This is a genomic window from Streptomyces liliiviolaceus, from assembly GCF_018070025.1.
In the GTDB taxonomy this organism is placed as follows: Bacteria; Actinomycetota; Actinomycetes; order Streptomycetales; family Streptomycetaceae; genus Streptomyces; species Streptomyces liliiviolaceus.
On sequence record NZ_JAGPYQ010000001.1, the window covers coordinates 242,978 to 263,006 of the forward strand.

Genomic DNA, 20,029 nt, shown 5'->3' on the forward strand with positions numbered 1-20,029 from the left:
GGCGCGGGGAACTGCGCGACCAGCCCCCACCGCGCCGCAGCCACACCGCAACCCGCGGATCATCCGGTTGCTCCGGGGGTAGGTACTGGGTTCGGCCTGCCCGGATGGGCGTGCGCATGCCAGGGAACACGTCAGTGGGTCCCTCGCCTTCCCCGCTCATCCGCAGGACACTTGACCAGGAAAGCCGTTGTCGGCGGAGGGGGACGCGAAATGCGGGACAGCCATCGGGCGGAGGCCGAACGGCTGTTGGTGCGGGCCGTGGAGGAGGAGGTCCGGCGCTCCGGCGGGCGGGTCGACGGGAGCGTACTGCTGTCACGGGCGCGCGGCTCGCTGGACACGATGGCTCAGTCGGCCACCGAGGAGTACGAGGCCTACACGAAGGCGACGGACGAGGCCGAGGCGGGCCGGCTGACCTTCGGACAGCGCTACGCGCGCGAGGGCGCCGGAACTCCCCTGCTGGTGGCGGCCGTCGCGGCGCTCACGGCCGTGGTCGCGGACCTGGCGCTGGGCGCCGGCACGGGCACAGCGGTCGGCGCGGGCGCGGTCGTCGGCGTCGTGGGCGCCGCGACCACGGTGGCGAAGGTGACGGCCTCCCATCTGCCGGCCGCGAGCCGCCGGGCGGGCGCCCTCGGCCAGCCCGGCGGCCCCGAACAGCTGCGGCTGACCTGGCTGACCGCCCTGGAGGTCCGCGGAATCCGGCCCTTCTTCGACCAGCAGCGCGTGTTCAACGCCGCCACCGGGGCGAAGAAGGGCGCGCCCCAGCTACGGCGTACGGACAAGAGCGCGGCGGCACGGCGGCGCAACGTCCTGGAGCAGTCGTTCGGGCAACTCCCCGAGCCGGTCGGGCCGTTCGCGGGCCGCCGCCAGGAGCTGCTGCGGATCGCGCAGTGGGTGCACGCGGCCCGCGCGAGCACCGAGACCCGGCCGACGGTGGTCGTCCTGCACGGCGCGCCGGGTTCCGGCCGCAGCACCCTCGCGGTCCGCGCGGCGCACGAGCTGAAGGACCAGTTCCGCGGCGCGTGCGTGGTGGACCTGCGGGGCGACAGCGCGGAGGAGTCGCCGCTGAGCACCCGCGACGCGCTGCTGCACCTGCTGAACCGGCTGGGCGCGCCCCGTGAACAGCTCCTGTTCCGTGAGCGTTCCTCGCAGGACCAGCAGGTCAGACGGCTCGCCGAGCTGTACCACCAGCATCTGACCGGCCTGCCGGTGACGATCGTGCTGAACGACGCCAGCGATCTGGAGCAGGTGCGCACGCTCGTGCCGGAGCGCTCCGACAGCCTGGTCGTCGTCACCGCCCGCAAGCCCCTGGACCTGCCCGCCGACCTGCCGGCCTGGGTGCACCAGCTCGCGGTGGAACCACTGGCCGCGCCGGGCGCCGAGGAACTTCTGAAGGCGTCCGCCCAGGACGCCTCGGCCCCGTACGACGCCGAAGCCGCCGACGAGATCAGGGAGTTGTGCGGCGGGCTGCCCCTGGCGCTGCACATCGCCGGCTCGTCCCTCGGCCCGCGCACACCCCGCCGGCTCGCCACCGACCTGGCGGCGTACGGCCCGGTCGAGCCGGTCGAACGCGTGCTGTGGCTGCGCTACACGGACCAGCCGGACCCGGCGCGGCGGCTGCTGCGGCGGCTCGCCCTGGCGGGCCGCGCCTCGCTGGGGGCCGCCGCCGCGGCAGCCCTGCTCGCGACGGACGAGGCGGAGGCGACCCGCCATCTGGAGGCCCTGTCCCGCGCGGGTCTGATCGACCACGTCCGCGGCAGCCGTTACCGCCTGCACGATCTCGTACGGGCCTTCGCGCAGGCCCGCCTCCTCGACGAGGAGGAACCGGCCGAGCGCACGGCCGCGCAGGAACGTCTCATCGTGAACTACGGCGAGCTGGCCGACTCGGTGATCCGCCTGGTCGACGGCAAGACGTCCACGCGCGCCGACCAGTTCGGGCCGCACGGGTTCACCTCGCTGGACGCCGCCCTGCGCTGGCTGGACGACGAGTCGAGCTTCATCACGGCGGCGCTGCGGCACGCGGAGGGCGTGAACCAGGCGGCGGTGCTCAACCTTCTGGGCGCGCTGTGCGACTACTGCCTGCTGCGCGGCGACCTCTACCGGCTGGGCGAGATCAGCGAGTTGACGCAGGCCGTCGACCAGGGACTGCTGGTGCGCTCGGTCCAGTGGCGCACGGGCATCGCGGCCCGTCAGCTCGGCGAGCTCGACAAGGCCCGTACGACCCTGACGTCGGTGGTCGACCTCTACTTCGAGGCCCATCACGACGCGGGCGCGGCACGGGCGTTGTGTTCGCTCGGGATCACCCTCCACCACCAGGGCAATCTCACCGAGGCCGCGCTGAAGCTCCAGGAGGCCCTGGACCTGCAGGCCTCCCCCGCCCTCGCGGCGGACCGCGCCTGGACGATGCACGCGCTGGCGGCCGTGGAGCGCGACCGGGCGAGGCTGCGCGAGGCGCTCGACCTGCTCACGCGGGCCCTGGACCTGCACCGCGAGGGCGAGTCCGTGCACGGCGAGGCCTGGGCGCACTACCAGCTCGGCCAACTGGGCCTGCGCATGGGCGACGTACCGCGCGCCGAGTCCGAACTGCGCGACGCCCTCGACCTGTACGGCCGTACGCGCGACGCCCGCGGCGAGGCCTGGGCGCTGACCCAGCTGGCCCGGGCCCGGCTGGTCGACGGCGACCCGTCCCCCGCCGTGGACGGTCTGCGCCAGGCGGCCTCCCGCCACCGCGAGAACGAGGACGCCCGGGGCGAGGCCTGGACGGTGTACTACCTCGGCCAGTCGCTGGAGGAGACGGGCAACCTCGACCAGGCCGTGCGCGAGCTGGAACGGTCCCGCACGATGTTCTCGCGCATCCGCGACGTCTACGGTCTGGCCTGCGCCCGCCACCACTCGGCACGGGTGACCCGCGACCAGCGCGCCGCGCAGACCGGCTCGCTGCGCAACTCCGGCTTCGCCCGCCAGCTCCTGGTGGACGCGCGCGCCGACTTCCAGCGGATCGGCGTCGCCCACGGGGAGGCGTGGACGTGCCTGGAACTGGCGGTGGTCGACGCGGGCAACGCCCGTACGCAGTCGGCGCTGGCCCTGTGCGACGAGGCGACCGCGCTCTTCGCCTCCTACGGCGACCGCCGCGGCGAGGACTGGGCCCGCTTCCTGCGCTGCACGCTCCTGCCGTACGCCTCACCCGGCGGAGTCGAGGTGGGCACGGCCGTCGCCCAGGAGGAGCTGTCCCAGCTCTCCCGCACCGGCCACCCGTCCCGCGACGGAAAACTGGACGACTACATCGAGGCGTACCAGCTCCTCCTGGAACGGGGAGCCGACCTGGAGTCCGGCTGGCAGGCCTGGCGCCTGGGCATGGTCCCGAACCGGCACGCGCGGGAGGTCATGGGGGTGGTGGTGTCGGCGGAGCGGGCGTGACAGCGCCGTGCACCGCGGCGACCCACGGATGTGGCTGATCCGGCGATGCCTCCCGGGCATCACCGGATCAGGACGCCGACGCGGTCACGGTCGCGGTCGTGATGGCGGTCGCGGTCGCGTCCGGGGCTCAGCCCTTCGCGGGCGAAGCCGTCCCCCCGGAACCCGAACCGCTGCCGGAGCCGGTGGAGCCGGACGTCGCCTTCCCGGAGGGTTCCGCCTTCGGGTCGGCGTCCTCCTTGAAGTCGACCCTCGTCAGCTGCCGGTTCATGCTCTTCATCAGGCCCCATACCGCCAGGGCCATCACCGCGAAGACGATGAAGCCGAGGACACCGGGGGTGACCTTGTTCTCGTCGACCTCCTTGGCGAGGGGGACGAGGTGCGTCAGTGCCAGGCTTGCGCTCATATCAGGCATTGTCGCGGATGCCCGCGAAGAGGTCGTCCTCGGGGAGGGATGTGTCGACGAGGGACTTCGCCAGCTCGTACTCCTCTGTCGGCCAGACCTCCTTCTGGAGCTCCATCGGGACGCGGAACCAGCCGCCCTCGGGGTCGATCTGCGTGGCGTGCGCGATGAGGGCCTTGTCGCGGATCTCGTAGAAGTCCGCGCACGGCACGTGCGTCGTCAGCGTGCGCTCGGCGCGCTCGAACTCGTCCCACCGCTTGAGCCAGTCCGCGTACGGCGACTCCAGGCCGCGGTCCAGCATGGCGTGGTGCAGCGCTTCGGTGCGCGGGCGGTTGAAGCCCTGGTTGTAGTAGAGCTTCTGCGACTGGAACGCCGGGCCGAACTCGGACTCCGGGTACTTCTCGGTGTCGGCCGCGCCCTCGAACGCCACCATCGAGATCTTGTGGGTCATGATGTGGTCGGGGTGCGGGTAGCCGCCGTTCTCGTCGTAGGTGGTGATCACCTGCGGACGGAACGAGCGGATCTTGCGGACCAGCTCGCCGGCGGCCTTGTCGACGTCCTCCAGGGCGAAGCACCCCTCGGGCAGCGGCGGCAGCGGGTCGCCCTCGGGCAGACCCGAGTCCACGAAGCCCAGCCATTCCTGCTTGACGCCGAGGATCTCGCGGGCCTCGTCCATCTCCTTCTTGCGCACCTCGTGGATGTGCTCCTCGACGTACTTGTCGCCCTGCAGCTTGGGGTTGAGAATGGAGCCGCGCTCCCCGCCCGTGCAGGTCACGACCAGCACGTCCACCCCCTCGGACACGTACTTCGCCATGGTGGCCGCGCCCTTCGACGACTCGTCGTCGGGGTGGGCGTGCACGGCCATCAGTCGCAGCTGGTCAGTCAAGACTCAATCCTCAGTAAGTCGGCGCCCCAGTGTGAAACGGCGCGATCGGCCCTCCTATAGTGACCGAACCGGCGGGCGAAAAATTCCGGGCCCCGGACCGGCGGACCCGCCCCGGAAAGGACGATCATGAGTACGGTGCAGCTGCCCGAGGGCCGTTACGGCCGCTCCGCGGACGAGCGCGCCGACCGCAAACTCAAGGTCATCGGTTCCGTGCTCGGAGTGGCACTGCTCGCACTGATCGGCTATTTCGCCTTCCACTACGTGGCCGGCAACAAGATCAGCGCCGAGGTCATCAGTTTCGACGCCTCGGAATCCGCCGTGAAGGTGCATCTTGAGGTCCGCAAGGACTCGGGTGTGACGGGCTACTGCACGATCCGCTCCCAGGCCGAGGACGGCGCCGAGGTCGGCCGCGCGGACTTCCGGTTCGACCAGGACGCGACCCGCGTCGACAAGGTCCTCACGCTGCGCACGACGGCCCCCGGAACCACCGCGGAACTCCTCGGCTGCCACGCGGACTGAGCCGCGGGACGCGTTCACCGCGGGCACTGCCGCACCGTGCGCGCCGTACGGCTCCGTGGCCACACCGGACCACACGCGACACTGACGGATGTCACTCCCGGCACCTCCGCACTGACCTGCGTGGACGTAATTCTGATGGCTTATGTCCTCCCCCTTCGGCCCGTGAATTGTTAGGCTCGTGGTTTCGCCCACCCGAGAAGGAACATTCTTCTGGGTAGGGCGATGCTTTGTATTCCCAGTACCTACGAGGAGCACCTGTGACCCAGACCAGCGAGAACGTCACCTGGCTGACCCAGGAGGCGTACAACCAGCTCAAGGCCGAGCTGGAGCACCTGTCTGGTCCTGCGCGCGCGGAGATCACGGCCAAGATCGCGGCCGCGCGCGAGGAGGGCGATCTGCGTGAGAACGGCGGGTACCACGCGGCCAAGGAGGAGCAGGGCAAGCAGGAGCTCCGGGTGCGCCAGCTGACCCAGCTCCTGGAGAACGCCAAGGTGGGCGAGGCTCCGTCGGCCGGTGGTGCGGTCGCGCCCGGCATGGTCGTCACCATCGCCTTCGACGGCGACGAGGACGACACGCTCACCTTCCTGCTCGCCTCGCGCGAATACGCGAGCTCCGAGATCGAGACGTACTCGCCGCAGTCCCCGCTGGGCTCCGGTGTGAACGGCAAGAAGATCGGCGAGGACGCCCAGTACGAGCTGCCCAACGGCAAGCTCGCCTCGGTGAAGGTCCTCGAAGCCAAGCCGTACGCGGCATAACCCCATCCACGGCGTCGCCCTGGCGAGCCCCCGGTGCCTGCGCGCCGGGGGCTTCTCCGTGCCCGGGCACCGGGGGGCCCGGGCACCGGGGCTCCCCCGCGCCTGCCCGACCGGGGCCGGTCAGCCGTCCGCCTTGCGGTACTTGCGTACCGACAGGGTGCGGAAGACGACGATGATCAGTACGGACCAGATCACCGAGGCCCAGACCGGATGCTGCATGGGCCAGGCGCCGGACTCCACCACGCCCGGGTTGCCGAACAGCACACGGCAGGCCTGCACCGTGGCACTGAACGGGTTCCACTCGGCGATGTGCCGCAGCCAGGGGGTCATCTGGCTGGAGTCCACGAAGGCGTTCGAGATGAACGTCACCGGGAACAGCCAGATGATCCCGCCCGAGGTCGCCGCCTCGGGCGTACGGACGGACAGGCCGATCAGTGCGCCGATCCAGGTGAAGGCGTATCCCAGGAGGAGCAGCAGGGCGAAGGCGGCCGCGACCCTGGCCGCGTTGGTCGGCTCCGCGGAACCGGTGCGCCAGCCGACGAGCAGCGCGACGACCGCGAGGACGAGCAGGGTGATGGACGTCTGCACGAGGTCGGCGACGGTCCGGCCGGTCAGCACCGCGCCGCGGGCCATCGGCAGGGAGCGGAAGCGGTCGACGAGCCCCTTCTGCATGTCGTCCGCGATACCGGCGGCCGATCCCGCGGTGGCGAACGTGACGGTCTGCGCGAAGATGCCTGCCATCAGGAAGTTCTTGTAGACGTCCGGGTCGGTGGTGCTCCCGATCTGCATCGAGCCGCCGAAGACGTACGTGAACATGACCACGAACATCACCGGCTGGATGATCCCGAACAGGATCATCTCGGGGATCCTGGTCATGCGGATCAGGTTGCGCTTGGCGACGACCAGGGAGTCCCGGACGGACTGCCCGAGGGAGCCTCCCGGGGCCACGGTCCGCACGGCGTCGGTGACGGCACTCACTTCGCGGCCTCCTTCTTGCGCTTGGATCCCCTGGACCCCTTGGGTCCCTCGGTGTCGGCGCTCTCGCCGTTCTCCGTGTCCTTCTGCTCGGCGAGGTGGCCGGTCAGGGACAGGAACACGTCGTCGAGCGTGGGGCGGCGCAGACCGATGTCGTCGATCTCGATGCCGCGGGCGTCCAGCTCACGGATGACCTCCGCGAGGAGCTTCGCGCCGCCGGAGACGGGCACGGTGAGCCGGCGGGTGTGGTCCTCGACGGTGGTCTCGCCCTTGCCGAAGCCCCGCAGGACCTCGGTGGCGGTCGCGATGTGCTCGCGGTCGTGCACCACGACCTCCACGCGCTCGCCGCCGGTACGGGCCTTGAGCTGGTCGGAGGTGCCGCGGGCGATGACCTTGCCGTGGTCGACGACGCAGATGTCGTGCGCGAGGTGGTCGGCCTCTTCGAGGTACTGGGTGGTCAGCAGCAGCGTCGTACCACCGGAGACCAGTTGTTTGATGACCTCCCACAGCTGCTGGCGGTTGCGCGGGTCGAGGCCGGTCGTCGGTTCGTCCATGAACATGACCGGCGGCGAGACGACGAGCGCCGCCGCGAGGTCGAGCCGGCGGCGCATACCGCCGGAGTAGGTCTTCGCCGTCCGGTCGGCGGCCTCGGTGAGATTGAACTGCTCCAGCAGCTCGACCGCGCGGACCTTCGCCTGCTTGGACCTCATCTGGTAGAGCTGGCCGACCATGTGGAGGTTCTCACGGCCCGTCAGATACTCGTCGACCGCGGCGAACTGGCCGGACAGGCCGATCGAGCGCCGTACCTCGTTCGGGTGCTTCAGTACGTCGATGCCCGCGACGACCGCTTTGCCGCTGTCGGGCCGGAGCAGGGTGGTGAGACAGCGGACGGCGGTGGTCTTGCCCGCGCCGTTCGGCCCGAGCAGGCCGAGGACCGTGCCCTCCGGGACATCGAGATCGACGCCGTCCAGAGCCCTTACGTCGCCGAAGGTCTTCACCAGGCCTTCGGCATAGATGGCGCCTGGCATGTGAGTCTCCCAAGTGGTTGGGGATCCAGTGAAAAGTGATGGGTGAGCGACTATTTTCGCCCGCTTTGCGCCTTCGGGCGAGTGAATATCGCACCTCACCCCCGGCAGCCTGTGACGAGAGACACACCATAACGCGATGTATCGCGTTTGCTCAAGTGGTTTTCCCAGCCCGGTTCTCCGCGCGTCCCTCCGGGCGCCTTACGTGCGTCCTTCCGCGCGTCCCCCGCCGCGCGCCTCCCCGTCCGACCTCAGTCGATGACCGTGTAGCCCGCCCGCCGCAGCGCCGAGTTCACCTCGGCACAGTGCTCAGGCCCCTTCGTCTCCAGGTGCAGCTCGACCTCCACCTCCGTGAGCCCGAGCCGCGGATCGGTCCGTACGTGACTCACATCGAGGACGTTAGCGTCGACCACTGACAACACCCCGAGAAGCGTGGCCAGGGCCCCGGGCCGGTCCGTCAGCCGCAGCGTGACCGCGAGGTAGCGGCCGTTCGCGGCCATGCCGTGCCGCAGGATGCGCTGCATCAGCAGCGGATCGACGTTCCCGCCGGACAGCAGCGCGACGACCGGGCCCTCGAAGGCGTCCGGTTCGCTCATGATCGCCGCGACCGGGCTCGCGCCGGCCGGCTCGACGACCAGTTTGGCCCGCTCCAGACAGAGCAGCAGCGCGCTGGACAGCGCGTCCTCGGACACCGTACGGATCTCGTCCACCAGGTCGCCGATGATCCGGAACGGCACATCGCCCGGCCGTCCGACCTTGATCCCGTCGGCCATGGTCGCCGGATTCTCGACCGACACCGGGCGCCCGGCCGCCAGCGAGGGCGGGTACGCGGCCGCGCCCGCCGCCTGCACCCCCACGATCCGCACGTCCGGCCGCAGCGCCTTCACCGCGACCGCGACACCCGCGGCGAGCCCGCCACCGCCGATCCCCACGACGATCGTGCGCACCTCGGGGCACTGCTCCAGGATCTCCAGGCCCACCGTGCCCTGCCCGGCGATGATGTCGGGGTGGTCGAAGGGATGGATGAGGACGGCGCCCGTCTCGGCCGCGTACTCCTGCGCGGCGGCCAGCGTCTCGTCCACCACCGTGCCGTGCGTACGCACCTCGGCGCCGTAGTGCATGGTCGCCGCGACCTTCGGCAGCGGGGCGCCCGACGGCATGAACACCGTGGAACGCACCCCGAGCAGCGAGGAGGCCAGGGCGACGCCTTGCGCGTGGTTGCCCGCGCTGGCCGCGACCACTCCGGCCGCCCGCTCCTCGGGGAGGAGCCCGGCGATCCGCACGTACGCGCCGCGCAGTTTGAACGAACCGGTGCGCTGGAGGTTCTCGCACTTCAGGTGGACCGGCGCGCCCACCAGGCCGGACAGGTGCCTGCTGCCCTCCATGGCGGTCATCCGTGCCACACCGGAGAGCATCTTCTGGGCGCCGCGCACATCGTCGAGTGTCACCGGCGGCAAAGGGTCGGCCGTGCGATAGCTCATGGCCGCCAGTCTCGCAGTTCACACCGCGCCCCACCGTTCGTGACCAACGTCCGAGACCGGTTTGCCCAGCGCCCGTACGGCCCGCCCCCCGTCCGCGTACTCTGTCCCCCAACCCAAGCCAGCCCCACGCATGAATAGAGCCCCCGGCCATGCCCACAACACCTGGAATGTCGATGGACATGACGACCGTCGGTGACACCGGTCTTCTCGAAACGCTGCAGCACGAGGTCGCGGTGTTCGCCCGCCGTGCCGAACAGACCCGGCTCGGCGGGGTCGGCCAGGTGCGCAACTCCATGGACCGCGCCGCCTACCTGCTGCTCAACCGCCTCGACAAGGAGGGGCCGATGGGCGTCAAGGCACTCGCCGCGAGCATGGGCATCGACTCGTCGACGGTCACCCGGCAGGTGGCCCCCCTGGTCGACACCGGCCTCGTCAAGCGCACCTCCCACCCGGAGGACGGGCGTGCCGTGGTGCTCCAGCTGTCGCCGCGCGGACTCTCCCGTCTGGACGAAGTCCGTTCCTCCAGGCGCCAGTTGATGGCGGAACTGACCCAGGAGTGGTCGCCCGAGGAGCGCGAGGCCTTCTGCACGCTCCTCACCCGCTTCAACGTCGCGCTCTCCACCCGCATGGCCGCGTCGCCGTCCGCGGAGGCACCGGCGACCTCCTGACCGCCCGCACGCCGCCCGCCACCCGCCACCGCGCCGGGTCGCGCCGTGCCGCACCGGACCGATCCGGGCGTACCGTCTCGTGCCGGCCTCTTGACCAGGGGCCCGCGCCTGGCCTCATATGAAGTCGGGTCCCGGCGTACGCGGCCGTTCACGGCGTACGTCTCCAGGGCCCGGTTGCCCACGGGGAGGCGCGGTGCGAAAGCGGCAGGCGTCCCGGAACGCCCGCCGTGCCCGGGAGTTCGAGGCGTTCGTCGCGGGCGCGGCAGGGCGGTTGCTGCATGCCGCCACCCTGCTCACCGCGGAGCCCCCGGACGACAACCCGCGCGCGCGGCGGCTGCTCACCGCGGCGCTGGCCCACACGTACGCCGTCTGGGACCGTCTGCACGGCGAGGACCCGTACGACCGGACCCGGCAGTATCTGGCCGTGCGCTTCGCGCGCGGGGCCTGGCACCAGTACGGCGGCCTCGGCCGGCCGTACCCCCGTGGCCGCACCGCCCCCGACAGCGCCCTGCGCCACCTCACCCCTCAGGAACGGCTGATCCTCGTGCTGCGCATGTACGAGGGCGTCGCCGAGGAACAGGCCGCCGCGCTGCTGGGGCTGCCCACGGAACGCGTACGGGCGATCTGTGCCCGTGCCATGGCCACGCTGCTGCATCCGCCCCGGGAGGCCGCCCCGCCGGTCCCGAAAGTGGTGCCTTCATGAGCCCCGTCAACCGCAGGGAGGCCGATGTCCGGCGCATCCTGGAGGAACCGCAGCCGTCCGTACCGCCGGAGCTGTACACGGAGGCCGTCCGCAGGGGCGGGCGCATGCTGCGCCGCCGGACGCTCGCCCGGCGGCTGATGTGGCTGGTGCTGTTCGCGGCGACCGTGGCCCTCGTGGTGTGGCTGTCGGTCGCCCAGCCATGGGTGGAGCCGCCGTCGGAGACGACTCCACCGCTGACCGGCTGGTGAGAGGGCCGGCGGCAGCCTCTGCGGAAGCCGCGGCCCTTGGAAGGGGCGCTCAGGACGGCGACCGAACCGCGGTCGGGCTATCCGAGGGCCTGCTTGAGGTCCTCAAGGAGGTCGTCGACGTTCTCGATGCCCACGGAGAGGCGTACGAGATCGGCGGGGACCTCCAGGAGGGAGCCGGCCACGGACGCGTGCGTCATCCGCCCGGGGTGCTCGATCAGGGACTCGACGCCGCCCAGGGACTCGCCCAGGGTGAACACCTTGGCGCGGTTGCAGACCTCGACGGCCGCCTCCTCGCCGCCCTCGACCTGGAAGGAGACCATGCCGCCGAAGGACCGCATCTGCTTGGCGGCGGTCTCGTGACCGGGGTGCTCCGGAAGGCCCGGGTACAGGACGCGCGTCACGCGCGCGTGCCGGGTGAGCATCTCGGCGACCTTGACGGCGTTCTCGCTGTGCCGGTCCATCCGGACGGCGAGCGTCTTGATGCCGCGCAGCACCAGCCAGGCGTCCATGGGGCCGGCGACCGCGCCCATCGCGTTCTGGTGGTAGGCGAGCTCCTCGCCGAGCGCCTGGTCGGCGACCACGAGGGCACCGCCGACGACGTCGGAGTGGCCGCCCATGTACTTGGTCAGCGAGTGCACGACGACGTCCGCGCCGAGCGCGAGCGGCTGCTGGAGGTAGGGGCTGGCGAAGGTGTTGTCGACGACCAGCTTCGCGCCGGCCTCCCGCGCGACGTGCGAGAGCGCGGCGATGTCGGTGATGCCCAGCAGCGGGTTGGAGGGGGTCTCCACCCAGACCGCCTTGGTCTTCGGCGTGATGGCGGCCCGTACGGCCGCGGGGTCGCTGGTGTCGGCGACCGACCACTCCACCCCCCACCGCGAGACGACCTTCGCGAAGAGGCGGAACGTACCGCCGTACGCGTCATTGGGGATGACCACGTGGTCGCCGGGAGCGAGCAGCGTACGCAGCAGGCAGTCCTCGGCCGCCAGTCCGGACGCGAACGCGAGCCCGCGGCGGCCGCCCTCCAGGGCCGCGAGGTTCTCCTCAAGCGCGGTCCTGGTCGGGTTGGCGCTGCGGCTGTACTCGTAGCCGCCGCGCAGACCGCCGACGCCGTCCTGCTTGTAGGTCGAGACCTGGTAGATCGGCGGGACGACCGCGCCGGTGAGGGGATCGGCGGTGTTGCCCGCGTGGATCGCCACGGTTTCGAAGTGCTGACTGATGTGCCTGTCGCTCATGGGCACCGAGGGTAGTGCGCCCGCGGGCATGGTGACGGCGAACGTCCGCCTCCTGGTCCGAGCCCGTCGCCGGGGTTTCCGGTGGAACCGCCCCCTCCGGCCTCCCTCCGCCCTTTCTCCGGCCTTTCTCCGGCCTTCGGCGAAGGTTTTCCACAGGAGCCGCCGCCCTGGTTGGCCAATTGTCGGACGCGTCTGGTTCGCTTGTGGCATGGAAATTCTCTGGGTCCTGATGGCGCTGCTCATGATCGGGTTCGCCGTCGGGCCGATCGTGAACCGCAGGCGTGCCGGTATCCAGCAGGTCGCCCCCGGCGACCCGGACGCGGCCGACCCGGCGAACTACGGTTTCCTGCGCCAGGAGGAGCTGGACATCCGCATGCCCGGCCCCGACCAGGACCTGCTGGAGGTCCTGGACCTGGTGCAGCGCACCCAGGACCACCGCGCCGCGTCACAGCTCCTCGCCGGTACGGAGGCGGAGGGCGAGCGGCGCTGGCAGCGCGTCCAGGCCTTCGCGGGCGCCGCGTCGCTGGAGCTGCAGCAGCGCCCCGGCGGGGTGAGCGACAACCCCGGCGGGCAGTGGCTGCGGGTGTGGCGGGCCGAGCAGCCCAAGGACGCGGGCGGCGCGGCGGTGCACGCGGAGTTCCTGGTGCAGCAGGCGTGGCGTACGTCGTCACCGGGGACGGACGAGTTCCGGATCATCATGGAGGAGGCGCGGGCGGCCTGCGGTGACGCGGCGCTGCTGGCTCCGGGCGACCCGATCCCGTACATCATCGAGCTCTCCGTGGCCCGCGGGCTCGCCTACTCGCAGCCGGAGTTCGAGAAGCTCTGGCTGAAGATCCTGGACCGGGATCCCGCGCACATGGGGGCGCATCTGGCGGCGCTGCACTACTGGTGCGAGAAGTGGCACGGCTCGCGGGAGACGGCGTACTCGTTCGCGGAGGCGGCCGCGGCGCGCGCTCCGCGGGGTTCCCTGCTCGCCGCCATGCCGCTCTTCGCGGTCTTCGAGCACCTCCCCGAGGTGAATCTCGTCAGCGGCTTCTACCAGAGCGAGGTCGTGACCAAGGCGGTCCACGGCGCGCTCTTCGCGGTCCACGCGGCCCGCCCGGACGACCCGATGCTCGCCCACGTCCGCCATCTGCTGGTCTTCTTCCTGGTACGCGGCGAGCGCTGGGCGGAGTCGATGAACCAGCTGGTGCACGTCGACGGCCACGTGGGCGCCCTGCCCTGGACCCTGACCCCCGACCCGGCGGCGGACTACGCGGTGTACCGGGCCCTGTCGGTGGCGGGCTACGAGGCGAACGGAGGAAACCCGGCGACGCTCCCGCACTGAGCACGGCTCCGGCCCGCCCTCCGGAACTCTTCGGAATGCCGGAGGGGTCCGGAAGGTGCCCTCATCACCGAAGCGTCCTGCCAGAGCCTTCATCACGGCGAAGACATGCGGAGGGTGCGTTTCGGGTCCCAGGACAGCGCCGGCGGTCAGCGGTTCGTACGCGCACATCATGTCGTCAGTGGTCCACTCCGCCATGGATGTCCGTACTCACGAGGCGGCACCGTAACAATGCCAAGACGGGCGGGCAGCCGAGTTCGTCAGTCAGCCGGCCAGAAAGAGCTGGTTCCGCCGTGCAGTACATAGCGCCCGCAATGCGGGGCCGGCACCCGATTCGGTCGCGGTGGGAGCGGGCTGCGCAAGCGCGAGGGGCCGGGGCCCCTTTGAGGCCGGTCTTTCGAGGCGAGCATCATGGTCGCGTGATGAAGTCCACGAGGGAGACGCCTCCGGCCGAGCTCTCCGGGCATGAGCCGGAACTCTCGGACTACCAGCGAGCGATGCGGGACCGGCTTCTCGCGGCCCCGGCAGTACCCGCGCCCGAACCCTGGCGGCCCGTCTTCGCCAACGAGTACGGCGTTCCTGTCGGCGGACTTCTCGGGGTCGGCTTCGCGTCGCATCCTGAAAACGGCCATGACCTTGTCATGGTCGTCTCGCACGACGGCCACGGTCTCTTCGACGCTGTCACCGGGGAGAAGATCGCCAGGGATCGCGACCCCGATCCCGAGGACAACACCCCTGATGCGGTCGCCGACCTGACGAGCCCCGGTCTGGGGCCGATCACCGGAAGCCGCGTGCGCATTGCCGGGCTCTTCGGCGGCGGGCTGCACACCACCACTGAAGACGGCTGGACCCTGGAAGTCGTCATCCCGGCCTGGCCGAACGAACGGATCCTGCTGTCGATCGACGGCGGACTCCCCCACGCGGGTCCTCACGGAGAGAAGTGGTGGCACATCTTCCACTCGAACTACTCCACATTCCGCGCAGCCGGCTTCTCCCCCTCCGGCCGAACGATCGCCGTGGCGACGAGCAGTGACCTCACCTTGTGGACCCGATGCACGGACGACCGTCATACCGACAGCTGAGAGAAGCCCGGCCTCGCATGGAAGGGCAGAAGGAGGCGGAGTTGAGCGCTACAGGTGCATGGATTGTCGGCGCGGTGCCTGAACAGACGGTACGGACTGTGCTGAGTGCTTCGGTTCAGCACTCGTCACCGGCACAGATGCACGGTGACGTGAGTGTGGAGCTGGCTTGGTGGCGAAGCAAGGCGCAGGCGTCCATGTTCACTCCGTCGACGAGCTCTCCCGGCGATTGGAGCGCCGACGAGGACGCCCTCCGGCTGAGCGCGTTCTTCGACGCCTGCCACGACGACTCCGACCAGGCGGAGGAGTTGCGTGACACTGTGATGGCCCTGGTTCCCTCCGATGCCGAGGAGGGCTTGTTCGTGGCTACGGCGCGCAAGGCCGACCCGTTCTCCGCCCTGGCTTACGCGCTGGGTCCCGATGGGACGCTTCGGCTGCCGGGCCGGTTCGGGGACTTCCTTCTCGATGCCGGGCAAGTTCGCGCTCAACTGCCCTCAGTCGAGGAGACCCTCGCCCTGACCGGGATCCCACGTCATGACGCGATCGAGCGAATCCACGCGTGGATGACCGGCTTGGGCGACGACCCCGCGCACAACGCGGACGAACTTCTCGACGGCCCGCTCCGCGTCCTCCGCCATGCCGCCCGTACGGGCCAGGGAGTAGCCGGTCAAGTCCGCTGGTACTGACGTGACCGAACACCGCGCGTACCGGGACCCCGAGCGCGACCTATCCGGTCGACTGCCTTTGCGCGACGGCCATCACCGCAAGCGGCCGTCGGTACCGACGAGCGACTCGCACGCGTCGCAGAGCGTCAGCTCGATCCGCCGGGTCTCGCGCAGCGTCCCGGCGGCGCCGCAGCGCTCGCAGACGTGCTCGCTGGCGGCCGTGAACTCAGCCACCAGTGCGTCGAGCCTGTCCATCTCCTCGGACGTCCAGTTCCCGCCCCGCTTCCGTAGCCGGGGAAACGCCTGGAAGGCCAGAACAGCCCACTTCTGTTTGACGGCCACAAGCTCGTACTCTGGGAACTCCGCGACGACCGCCTCGTGGCAGCGCAGCACCAATGGCCACCACCCGGGCCCCACTCCGAGTGGGTGAGCAGGGTCCCTCAGGTGCTCCTTGAGAGGCTGCAGTTCAGCGGCAGGCACATCCGTGGGACGACCACTCATCTTGCTGATTCCGTCATGTCGATCGTGTATACCCATCCGGCATGCATACCGCATCGAGGCCCGCCGTCTGCCGATGCACCGTCGCCTCTGAGCGATCCTCAAGCTGCCGAGGCCGCCCCGATGGCTCACCGGTCGAGTCAGGCACCACGATCAGCAGCGATTGTGCGCACAGCCCGTGCACATGCCGCCCACCGAGCTCCGTCTCTGCTCCGCACCACCTTGACCGGCGGCTCCGAGCAGCGATTGCCGTGCCAAGTGCACCGCGCCTCCCGAAAGGACACGCTCCGCGGGTCAAGCCCATCGGGAAAGTCCGGCCATTCGTCAACCGACGTCATACCGTGAGGTTAGTCATCACCAGCGCGGCCCACGACTGTTTCCCGCGAGCACCGCTAGACGTACGCGGGCATGTCGTCAGCGTCGTCCAGGCCGGGCGTTCGACGCTCCCCTTTCAGCGGGCCAACCGGGAGGAGCGGCACGAGACGGCCTTCCGGTGCAACGAGCTGGTGGAGACGGGCACCGACAGCGAGGTCGTCCGGCAGTACCTCGTGACCGCCGGCGAACCGACGCGCGTCGACTTGGCCGAGTTCGCCTTGCGCCCCGAGCTCTGCACCCCCGTGATGAGTGCGGAGTAGCTGCTGATGGCCGACTTCGCGGAGGGCTGGACCCATCTCGGCGATCTGGGAGTGGCGGTCATGCCCACCACCGGGTTGCACGCCCACGGCGCTCGCAAGGGGTGGCGCTGGGCCACCGACGAGATCACCGACGGCGTCGCGGCTACGGAACAGGACATCGTCGACCTCGGTGACGCTCCGGTCGCGGCCTATCTGCTGGGCCATGTCGTCGACGGGGACGGTTCGCGGGAGCAGGCTGTAGTGGTCGGTGAGATCACGCACACCCGCAGCGGCGGCATCCACTGGGAAGGTGACCTACCGCGGGAGTGCGTGGGCGCACCGGTCTTCATAAGTGTCCGTCTCGGCGGACGCGGTCACCGCTTCAAGCTGGTCCGTGTCGGGGTGGCCGTCCACGCCGATGGTCGTCCCCTTCGACCGCATCCGCGCCGCCCTGGGCGCCCTGACCGACCCCGACCTGCTCTCGGCCCGGCGGGTCGGCGCACCGAAGCGGCGCTGGTGGCGGCGTCGCCGCTGATTCTGACCCGAATAGGGAACCCCGCGCATCCGAGCAGGTGACGGCCCGGGAGCGCCGTGTTCGTCCGTCTCCGCAGGCACCTGCGCCACCGCGAAGAAGAGGGGCCCGTCGGCCACACGTGGTGTGGTCGGCGGCCCCTCTGGCGTTCACTCCACCCGTGGCCGACAGGGCTCCTTTCGCGGTCAGCCCTCCGTGCGGGCCGGAAGGCGCCAGCCCGGGCGGGGGAAGTGGCAGGTGTAGCCGTCCGGGTAGCGCAGCAGGTAGTCCTGGTGCTCGGGCTCGGCCTCCCAGAAGGGGCCGACCGGCTCCACCTCGGTGACGACCTCGCCCGGCCACAGTCCGGAGGCGTTCACATCCGCGATCGTGTCCTCGGCGATCCGCTTCTGCTCGTCGTCCACGTAGTAGATCGCCGAGCGGTAGCTGAGGCCGAGGTCGTTGCCCTGGCGGTTCTTGGTGCTCGGGTCGTGGATCTGGAAGAAGAACTCCAGGATCGTACGGAAGTCGGTCCCCGCGGGGTCGAAGAGGATCTCGATGGCCTCCGCGTGCGTGCCGTGGTTGCGGTACGTCGCGTTCGGCACGTCGCCCCCGGTGTATCCGACCCGGGTCGCCGTCACGCCGGGGAGTCGGCGGATCAGGTCCTCCATCCCCCAGAAGCATCCGCCCGCCAGCACGGCCCTCTGTGTCTGCGCAGCCATTGCGGCCCCTCCAAATGTCAGTCAGCTCGGTCACTCGGGCCGCTCGGCTCGCTCACCACCTGCGTCCATGCCCACTCCCCTCAACGCACGAAGGTTCCGGGCGATTCCGTACCCGTACGAACGAGGGCAGGAACCCCCGGTGTCGTCCGGGAGTCCCTGCCCCTGTTCCGCTCTTCGTTCCGCTCTGACTCGGTCCGTCAGCTCTGCCTCAGCCCGTCACTCGGACGGCTTGTAGAAGGTGTACGTGGCGGAGTACGGGACGCCGATCTGCTCGGTGCCGGTGCAGGCGGTGGTGGGGGCGACGCCGCCGTCGGTGTCGAGGCGCTGGATGTAGGAGACGTCGGCGAAGACCCCGGTGCCGCGGGTGGCGGTGGACTTGAGCAGGAGCTCGGGGATGGTGCCGGTCTTGGGCGAGGTGGCGACGGCGGCGGCGTTCACGGCGCTGCCGTCCACCGTGGACACCCAGACGGGTCCGCGGGAGTGCAGGGCGACCGGGCGGTGGTGCCGGTCGCTCTTCACCGAGAGCGTGGCGGCGGGCTCCAGCAGCTTCCAGGCACCGTCGGTGCAGGTGTACGTCTGGACGCCGGTGGCGGCGAAGACACCGGTGAGCCGGTTGCCGTCCGGGACCTTCAGCGCGTCGGGAACGTCGACGCCGACCCGTACGGGCTGTGAGACCGCGGCCTGGTCGGCCGCCGCGCCGGAGAGCGTGCCGGCGGTCACGGCGGCGAGTGCCGCGGTGGTGAGGAAGAGTCGCTTGGCGAGCTTCATCGGATGCGTCTCCAGAGATCCAGAAATGATGTCTGTACGAGGTCACGAGCGCGGCACGGGCGTGGGTGTGGGCACGGGCGCGGAAGTCGATGCGGGCGCGAACGCGGGCACCGTTCCGCCGTGCGGGAACCGTTGCCAGGACGGCGGACCGGGATGACGACCCGAGCCGCCGGGCTGAGCGCGCGGCACGTGACGGAGAGCAAGGAGTATCACCGGCCCGTTCCGCCTTGGCGAGGGCCTGAGGGGCATACGGCCGGTCACGCCACCGCGGCCCCCGAGGACACCCCTCATGCCCCATCACCTCCTCAAGGGACCTTGGGAATGGCGGAGTTGGGGTCGACTCCCGCGAACGCGAGACCGATGACGAAGCCCGCGACCTCCTCCAGCTGACGGACACGCTCCAGCGACCCCAGGGTCGCCGGGGCTCCGCCGACGTCCCTCACCAGCTCGCCGACGATCCGCAGGGCCGCCGGATCGTCGCCGCACATCGCCACGGTCGCCCGCGGCCGGCCGTCGTCGGCGGCGGGGCTCGTCCACTGTCCGGCGGGGAAGAGGTGGAACGCCTTCACCACATGGGCGCCCGGTGCGAGCCCAGCGATCCGCGTAGCCATCGACTCGCCGCGTTCGGTGAGCAGGTCGCCGACTCCGTGCGCGACGGCGTTCGTGGGGTCGATCAGGGGCGTGCCCGCGAGGACGCCGTCGGCCGCGCCCGCCCGTCCCAGCATGTCCGCGACGCCGTCCCACGACACGGCGAGCAGCACCGCGTCGCGGCCCGTGACCGCCTCCCGCGGGGTGACGGCGAACGCCCCCTGCCCCGGTCGCCCCGGTCGCCCTGGTCGGCCCACGCGTCCCGGTCGACCCGGTCGACCCACGCTTCCCAGTCGTTCGGCGAGCCTGTCCGCCTTGTCCTGCGAGCGTCCGCCGATCCACACCTCGTGTCCCGCACGGATCCAGCCCTCGCCCAGGGCCGCCGCCAGTGTTCCCGTTCCCAGGATCCCGATACGCATCGTCGCCCCCTCCACCTCTCGAACCGTCGTCGTCCGCTGCCGGTCGGGTAGCCACGGTAGGGAGCGCGTCGCGCACCGATCGGTGCGCGACCGACGCGCGATGATGGCGGAACGGGCTGACGCGGAGGCGGGGGAAGCGGACATGACCGATGACGACGCGCACTGCTACGAGCTGGTCGCCGACTGCCGGCTGCGTGCCGCCGCCGAGCTGTTCGCCCACACCTGGGACCCCGTCGTCCTGGCGGCCGTGCGCGCGGGACCGCGCCGGCGCCGTGATCTGCGGGCCGCGATCGGCGGCATCAGCGACAAGGTGCTGACCGACACGGTGCGGCGCCTCCTCGCCAACGGCCTGGTGGACCGGCGGGCCCATGCCGAGGCGCCGCCGCGCGTGGAGTACGCCCTGACCGCGTTGGGGCGGAGCCTGGTCGAGGGCCCCATGGTGGCGCTCGGCCGCTGGGTGACCGAGCACGGCGACGAACTCCTCGAAGCACAGGAGGCCCGAGAGACCTACTAGGCCCATGAAGCCCGTCCATCGGGT

Annotated in this window: 22 protein-coding genes; 12 read left to right on the top strand and 10 right to left on the bottom strand. The window is 70.8% G+C overall.

Going from position 1 to position 20,029, the window contains the following annotated elements; genetic code table 11:
* Positions 1-210 precede the first annotated feature (210 nt).
* The gene (locus J8N05_RS01025) at positions 211-3,414 is read left to right on the top strand and encodes a tetratricopeptide repeat protein (protein WP_210880609.1); all 3,204 of its coding nucleotides are present in this window, start codon (positions 211-213) and stop codon (positions 3,412-3,414) included.
* A gap of 127 nt (positions 3,415-3,541) precedes the next feature.
* On the opposite strand, the gene J8N05_RS01030 is transcribed toward J8N05_RS01025, so the two are convergent.
* Together J8N05_RS01030 and mca are read right to left on the bottom strand one after the other, a co-directional pair.
* Positions 3,542-3,817, bottom strand: a complete 276-nt coding sequence (locus tag J8N05_RS01030) for a hypothetical protein (RefSeq protein WP_247706097.1) — start codon at positions 3,815-3,817, stop codon at positions 3,542-3,544.
* A 1-nt stretch (position 3,818) separates the two neighbouring features.
* A complete protein-coding gene (gene mca, locus J8N05_RS01035) occupies positions 3,819-4,679 on the bottom strand; it encodes a mycothiol conjugate amidase Mca (RefSeq protein WP_210889937.1) in 861 nt (286 codons plus the stop codon).
* Positions 4,680-4,826: 147 nt separating this feature from the next.
* Between mca and J8N05_RS01040 the strand changes: the two genes are divergently transcribed.
* Both J8N05_RS01040 and greA read left to right on the top strand, forming a co-directional pair.
* Entirely contained in the window at positions 4,827-5,219 is a 393-nt protein-coding gene (locus tag J8N05_RS01040) for a DUF4307 domain-containing protein (RefSeq protein WP_210880611.1), read from the top strand.
* Positions 5,220-5,476: 257 nt separating this feature from the next.
* Positions 5,477-5,974, top strand: a complete 498-nt coding sequence (greA, locus tag J8N05_RS01045) for a transcription elongation factor GreA (RefSeq protein WP_210880612.1) — start codon at positions 5,477-5,479, stop codon at positions 5,972-5,974.
* 120 nt (positions 5,975-6,094) lie between these two features.
* Here greA and J8N05_RS01050 read toward each other — a convergent pair whose 3' ends face one another.
* From J8N05_RS01050 to ilvA, 3 genes are all read right to left on the bottom strand, one after another.
* Positions 6,095-6,952, bottom strand: coding sequence for an ABC transporter permease (locus J8N05_RS01050; RefSeq protein ID WP_210880613.1), 858 nt, complete (start codon positions 6,950-6,952; stop codon positions 6,095-6,097).
* Positions 6,949-7,977: an ATP-binding cassette domain-containing protein gene (locus J8N05_RS01055; protein WP_210880614.1), complete on the bottom strand. Its 1,029-nt coding sequence runs from the start codon at positions 7,975-7,977 to the stop codon at positions 6,949-6,951. The genes J8N05_RS01050 and J8N05_RS01055 overlap by 4 nt, the downstream gene beginning before the upstream one ends.
* Positions 7,978-8,225: 248 nt before the next feature.
* A complete protein-coding gene (gene ilvA, locus J8N05_RS01060) occupies positions 8,226-9,455 on the bottom strand; it encodes a threonine ammonia-lyase (RefSeq protein ID WP_210880615.1) in 1,230 nt (409 codons plus the stop codon).
* 167 nt (positions 9,456-9,622) lie between these two features.
* Here ilvA and J8N05_RS01065 point away from each other — a divergent pair, with 167 nt between their 5' ends.
* The 3 genes from J8N05_RS01065 (at position 9,623) to J8N05_RS01075 (ending at position 11,074) form a co-directional block, all read left to right on the top strand.
* Complete coding sequence (locus J8N05_RS01065) at positions 9,623-10,123, top strand: MarR family winged helix-turn-helix transcriptional regulator (protein ID WP_210889938.1); 501 nt, start codon at positions 9,623-9,625, stop codon at positions 10,121-10,123.
* A 193-nt stretch (positions 10,124-10,316) separates the two neighbouring features.
* Positions 10,317-10,826, top strand: a complete 510-nt coding sequence (locus J8N05_RS01070; RefSeq protein ID WP_210880616.1) for a sigma factor-like helix-turn-helix DNA-binding protein — start codon at positions 10,317-10,319, stop codon at positions 10,824-10,826.
* Entirely contained in the window at positions 10,823-11,074 is a 252-nt protein-coding gene (locus J8N05_RS01075; RefSeq protein ID WP_210880617.1) for a hypothetical protein, read from the top strand. The genes J8N05_RS01070 and J8N05_RS01075 overlap by 4 nt, the downstream gene beginning before the upstream one ends.
* Before the next feature lie 77 nt (positions 11,075-11,151).
* Here the strand turns inward: J8N05_RS01075 and J8N05_RS01080 are convergent, their stop codons facing one another.
* Positions 11,152-12,306 (bottom strand): cystathionine gamma-synthase, encoded by a 1,155-nt coding sequence (locus J8N05_RS01080; protein ID WP_210880618.1) that lies wholly within the window; start codon positions 12,304-12,306, stop codon positions 11,152-11,154.
* Between the two features lie 208 nt (positions 12,307-12,514).
* Here J8N05_RS01080 and J8N05_RS01085 point away from each other — a divergent pair, with 208 nt between their 5' ends.
* The 3 genes from J8N05_RS01085 to J8N05_RS01095 all read left to right on the top strand — a co-directional run bounded on the left by J8N05_RS01085 (position 12,515) and on the right by J8N05_RS01095 (position 15,395).
* Complete coding sequence (locus J8N05_RS01085) at positions 12,515-13,633, top strand: hypothetical protein (RefSeq protein ID WP_210880619.1); 1,119 nt, start codon at positions 12,515-12,517, stop codon at positions 13,631-13,633.
* Positions 13,634-14,052: 419 nt separating this feature from the next.
* Complete coding sequence (locus tag J8N05_RS01090; RefSeq protein ID WP_210880620.1) at positions 14,053-14,712, top strand: hypothetical protein; 660 nt, start codon at positions 14,053-14,055, stop codon at positions 14,710-14,712.
* A 17-nt stretch (positions 14,713-14,729) separates the two neighbouring features.
* Positions 14,730-15,395, top strand: a complete 666-nt coding sequence (locus J8N05_RS01095; protein ID WP_210880621.1) for a hypothetical protein — start codon at positions 14,730-14,732, stop codon at positions 15,393-15,395.
* Between the two features lie 72 nt (positions 15,396-15,467).
* Here J8N05_RS01095 and J8N05_RS01100 read toward each other — a convergent pair whose 3' ends face one another.
* Positions 15,468-15,716 carry a hypothetical protein gene (locus J8N05_RS01100; protein WP_210880622.1) on the bottom strand — a complete coding sequence of 83 codons (249 nt, stop codon included), beginning with the start codon at positions 15,714-15,716 and terminating at the stop codon, positions 15,468-15,470.
* Between the two features lie 497 nt (positions 15,717-16,213).
* Here J8N05_RS01100 and J8N05_RS01105 point away from each other — a divergent pair, with 497 nt between their 5' ends.
* Together J8N05_RS01105 and J8N05_RS01110 are read left to right on the top strand one after the other, a co-directional pair.
* On the top strand, positions 16,214-16,507 hold the full coding sequence (locus tag J8N05_RS01105; RefSeq protein ID WP_210880623.1) for a hypothetical protein: 294 nt from the start codon (positions 16,214-16,216) through the stop codon (positions 16,505-16,507).
* 6 nt (positions 16,508-16,513) lie between these two features.
* The gene (locus tag J8N05_RS01110; RefSeq protein WP_210880624.1) at positions 16,514-17,062 is read left to right on the top strand and encodes a hypothetical protein; all 549 of its coding nucleotides are present in this window, start codon (positions 16,514-16,516) and stop codon (positions 17,060-17,062) included.
* Positions 17,063-17,203: 141 nt separating this feature from the next.
* Here the strand turns inward: J8N05_RS01110 and msrA are convergent, their stop codons facing one another.
* The 3 genes from msrA to J8N05_RS01125 all read right to left on the bottom strand — a co-directional run bounded on the left by msrA (position 17,204) and on the right by J8N05_RS01125 (position 19,491).
* Entirely contained in the window at positions 17,204-17,716 is a 513-nt protein-coding gene (gene msrA / locus J8N05_RS01115) for a peptide-methionine (S)-S-oxide reductase MsrA (protein WP_210880625.1), read from the bottom strand.
* A gap of 216 nt (positions 17,717-17,932) precedes the next feature.
* The gene (locus J8N05_RS01120; RefSeq protein WP_210880626.1) at positions 17,933-18,484 is read right to left on the bottom strand and encodes a DUF3455 domain-containing protein; all 552 of its coding nucleotides are present in this window, start codon (positions 18,482-18,484) and stop codon (positions 17,933-17,935) included.
* Positions 18,485-18,789: 305 nt separating this feature from the next.
* The gene (locus J8N05_RS01125; protein ID WP_210880627.1) at positions 18,790-19,491 is read right to left on the bottom strand and encodes an NADPH-dependent F420 reductase; all 702 of its coding nucleotides are present in this window, start codon (positions 19,489-19,491) and stop codon (positions 18,790-18,792) included.
* Positions 19,492-19,633: 142 nt separating this feature from the next.
* Between J8N05_RS01125 and J8N05_RS01130 the strand changes: the two genes are divergently transcribed.
* Positions 19,634-20,005: a winged helix-turn-helix transcriptional regulator gene (locus tag J8N05_RS01130; RefSeq protein ID WP_210880628.1), complete on the top strand. Its 372-nt coding sequence runs from the start codon at positions 19,634-19,636 to the stop codon at positions 20,003-20,005.
* Positions 20,006-20,029 lie beyond the last annotated feature (24 nt).

What these genes read in the sequence shown, in the direction of transcription:
- J8N05_RS01025 (WP_210880609.1), top strand. Translation starts at nt 211, where the DNA reads ATGCGGGACAGCCATCGGGCGGAGGCCGAACGGCTGTTGGTGCGGGCC.
- J8N05_RS01030 (WP_247706097.1), bottom strand. Translation starts at nt 3,817, where the DNA reads ATGAGCGCAAGCCTGGCACTGACGCACCTCGTCCCCCTCGCCAAGGAG.
- mca (WP_210889937.1), bottom strand. Translation starts at nt 4,679, where the DNA reads ATGGCCGTGCACGCCCACCCCGACGACGAGTCGTCGAAGGGCGCGGCC.
- J8N05_RS01040 (WP_210880611.1), top strand. Translation starts at nt 4,827, where the DNA reads ATGAGTACGGTGCAGCTGCCCGAGGGCCGTTACGGCCGCTCCGCGGAC.
- J8N05_RS01055 (WP_210880614.1), bottom strand. Translation starts at nt 7,977, where the DNA reads ATGCCAGGCGCCATCTATGCCGAAGGCCTGGTGAAGACCTTCGGCGAC.
- ilvA (WP_210880615.1), bottom strand. Translation starts at nt 9,455, where the DNA reads ATGAGCTATCGCACGGCCGACCCTTTGCCGCCGGTGACACTCGACGAT.
- J8N05_RS01065 (WP_210889938.1), top strand. Translation starts at nt 9,623, where the DNA reads ATGTCGATGGACATGACGACCGTCGGTGACACCGGTCTTCTCGAAACG.
- J8N05_RS01075 (WP_210880617.1), top strand. Translation starts at nt 10,823, where the DNA reads ATGAGCCCCGTCAACCGCAGGGAGGCCGATGTCCGGCGCATCCTGGAG.
- J8N05_RS01080 (WP_210880618.1), bottom strand. Translation starts at nt 12,306, where the DNA reads ATGAGCGACAGGCACATCAGTCAGCACTTCGAAACCGTGGCGATCCAC.
- J8N05_RS01085 (WP_210880619.1), top strand. Translation starts at nt 12,515, where the DNA reads ATGGAAATTCTCTGGGTCCTGATGGCGCTGCTCATGATCGGGTTCGCC.
- J8N05_RS01090 (WP_210880620.1), top strand. Translation starts at nt 14,053, where the DNA reads ATGAAGTCCACGAGGGAGACGCCTCCGGCCGAGCTCTCCGGGCATGAG.
- J8N05_RS01095 (WP_210880621.1), top strand. Translation starts at nt 14,730, where the DNA reads ATGGAAGGGCAGAAGGAGGCGGAGTTGAGCGCTACAGGTGCATGGATT.
- J8N05_RS01110 (WP_210880624.1), top strand. Translation starts at nt 16,514, where the DNA reads ATGGCCGACTTCGCGGAGGGCTGGACCCATCTCGGCGATCTGGGAGTG.
- msrA (WP_210880625.1), bottom strand. Translation starts at nt 17,716, where the DNA reads ATGGCTGCGCAGACACAGAGGGCCGTGCTGGCGGGCGGATGCTTCTGG.
- J8N05_RS01120 (WP_210880626.1), bottom strand. Translation starts at nt 18,484, where the DNA reads ATGAAGCTCGCCAAGCGACTCTTCCTCACCACCGCGGCACTCGCCGCC.
- J8N05_RS01125 (WP_210880627.1), bottom strand. Translation starts at nt 19,491, where the DNA reads ATGCGTATCGGGATCCTGGGAACGGGAACACTGGCGGCGGCCCTGGGC.
- J8N05_RS01130 (WP_210880628.1), top strand. Translation starts at nt 19,634, where the DNA reads ATGACCGATGACGACGCGCACTGCTACGAGCTGGTCGCCGACTGCCGG.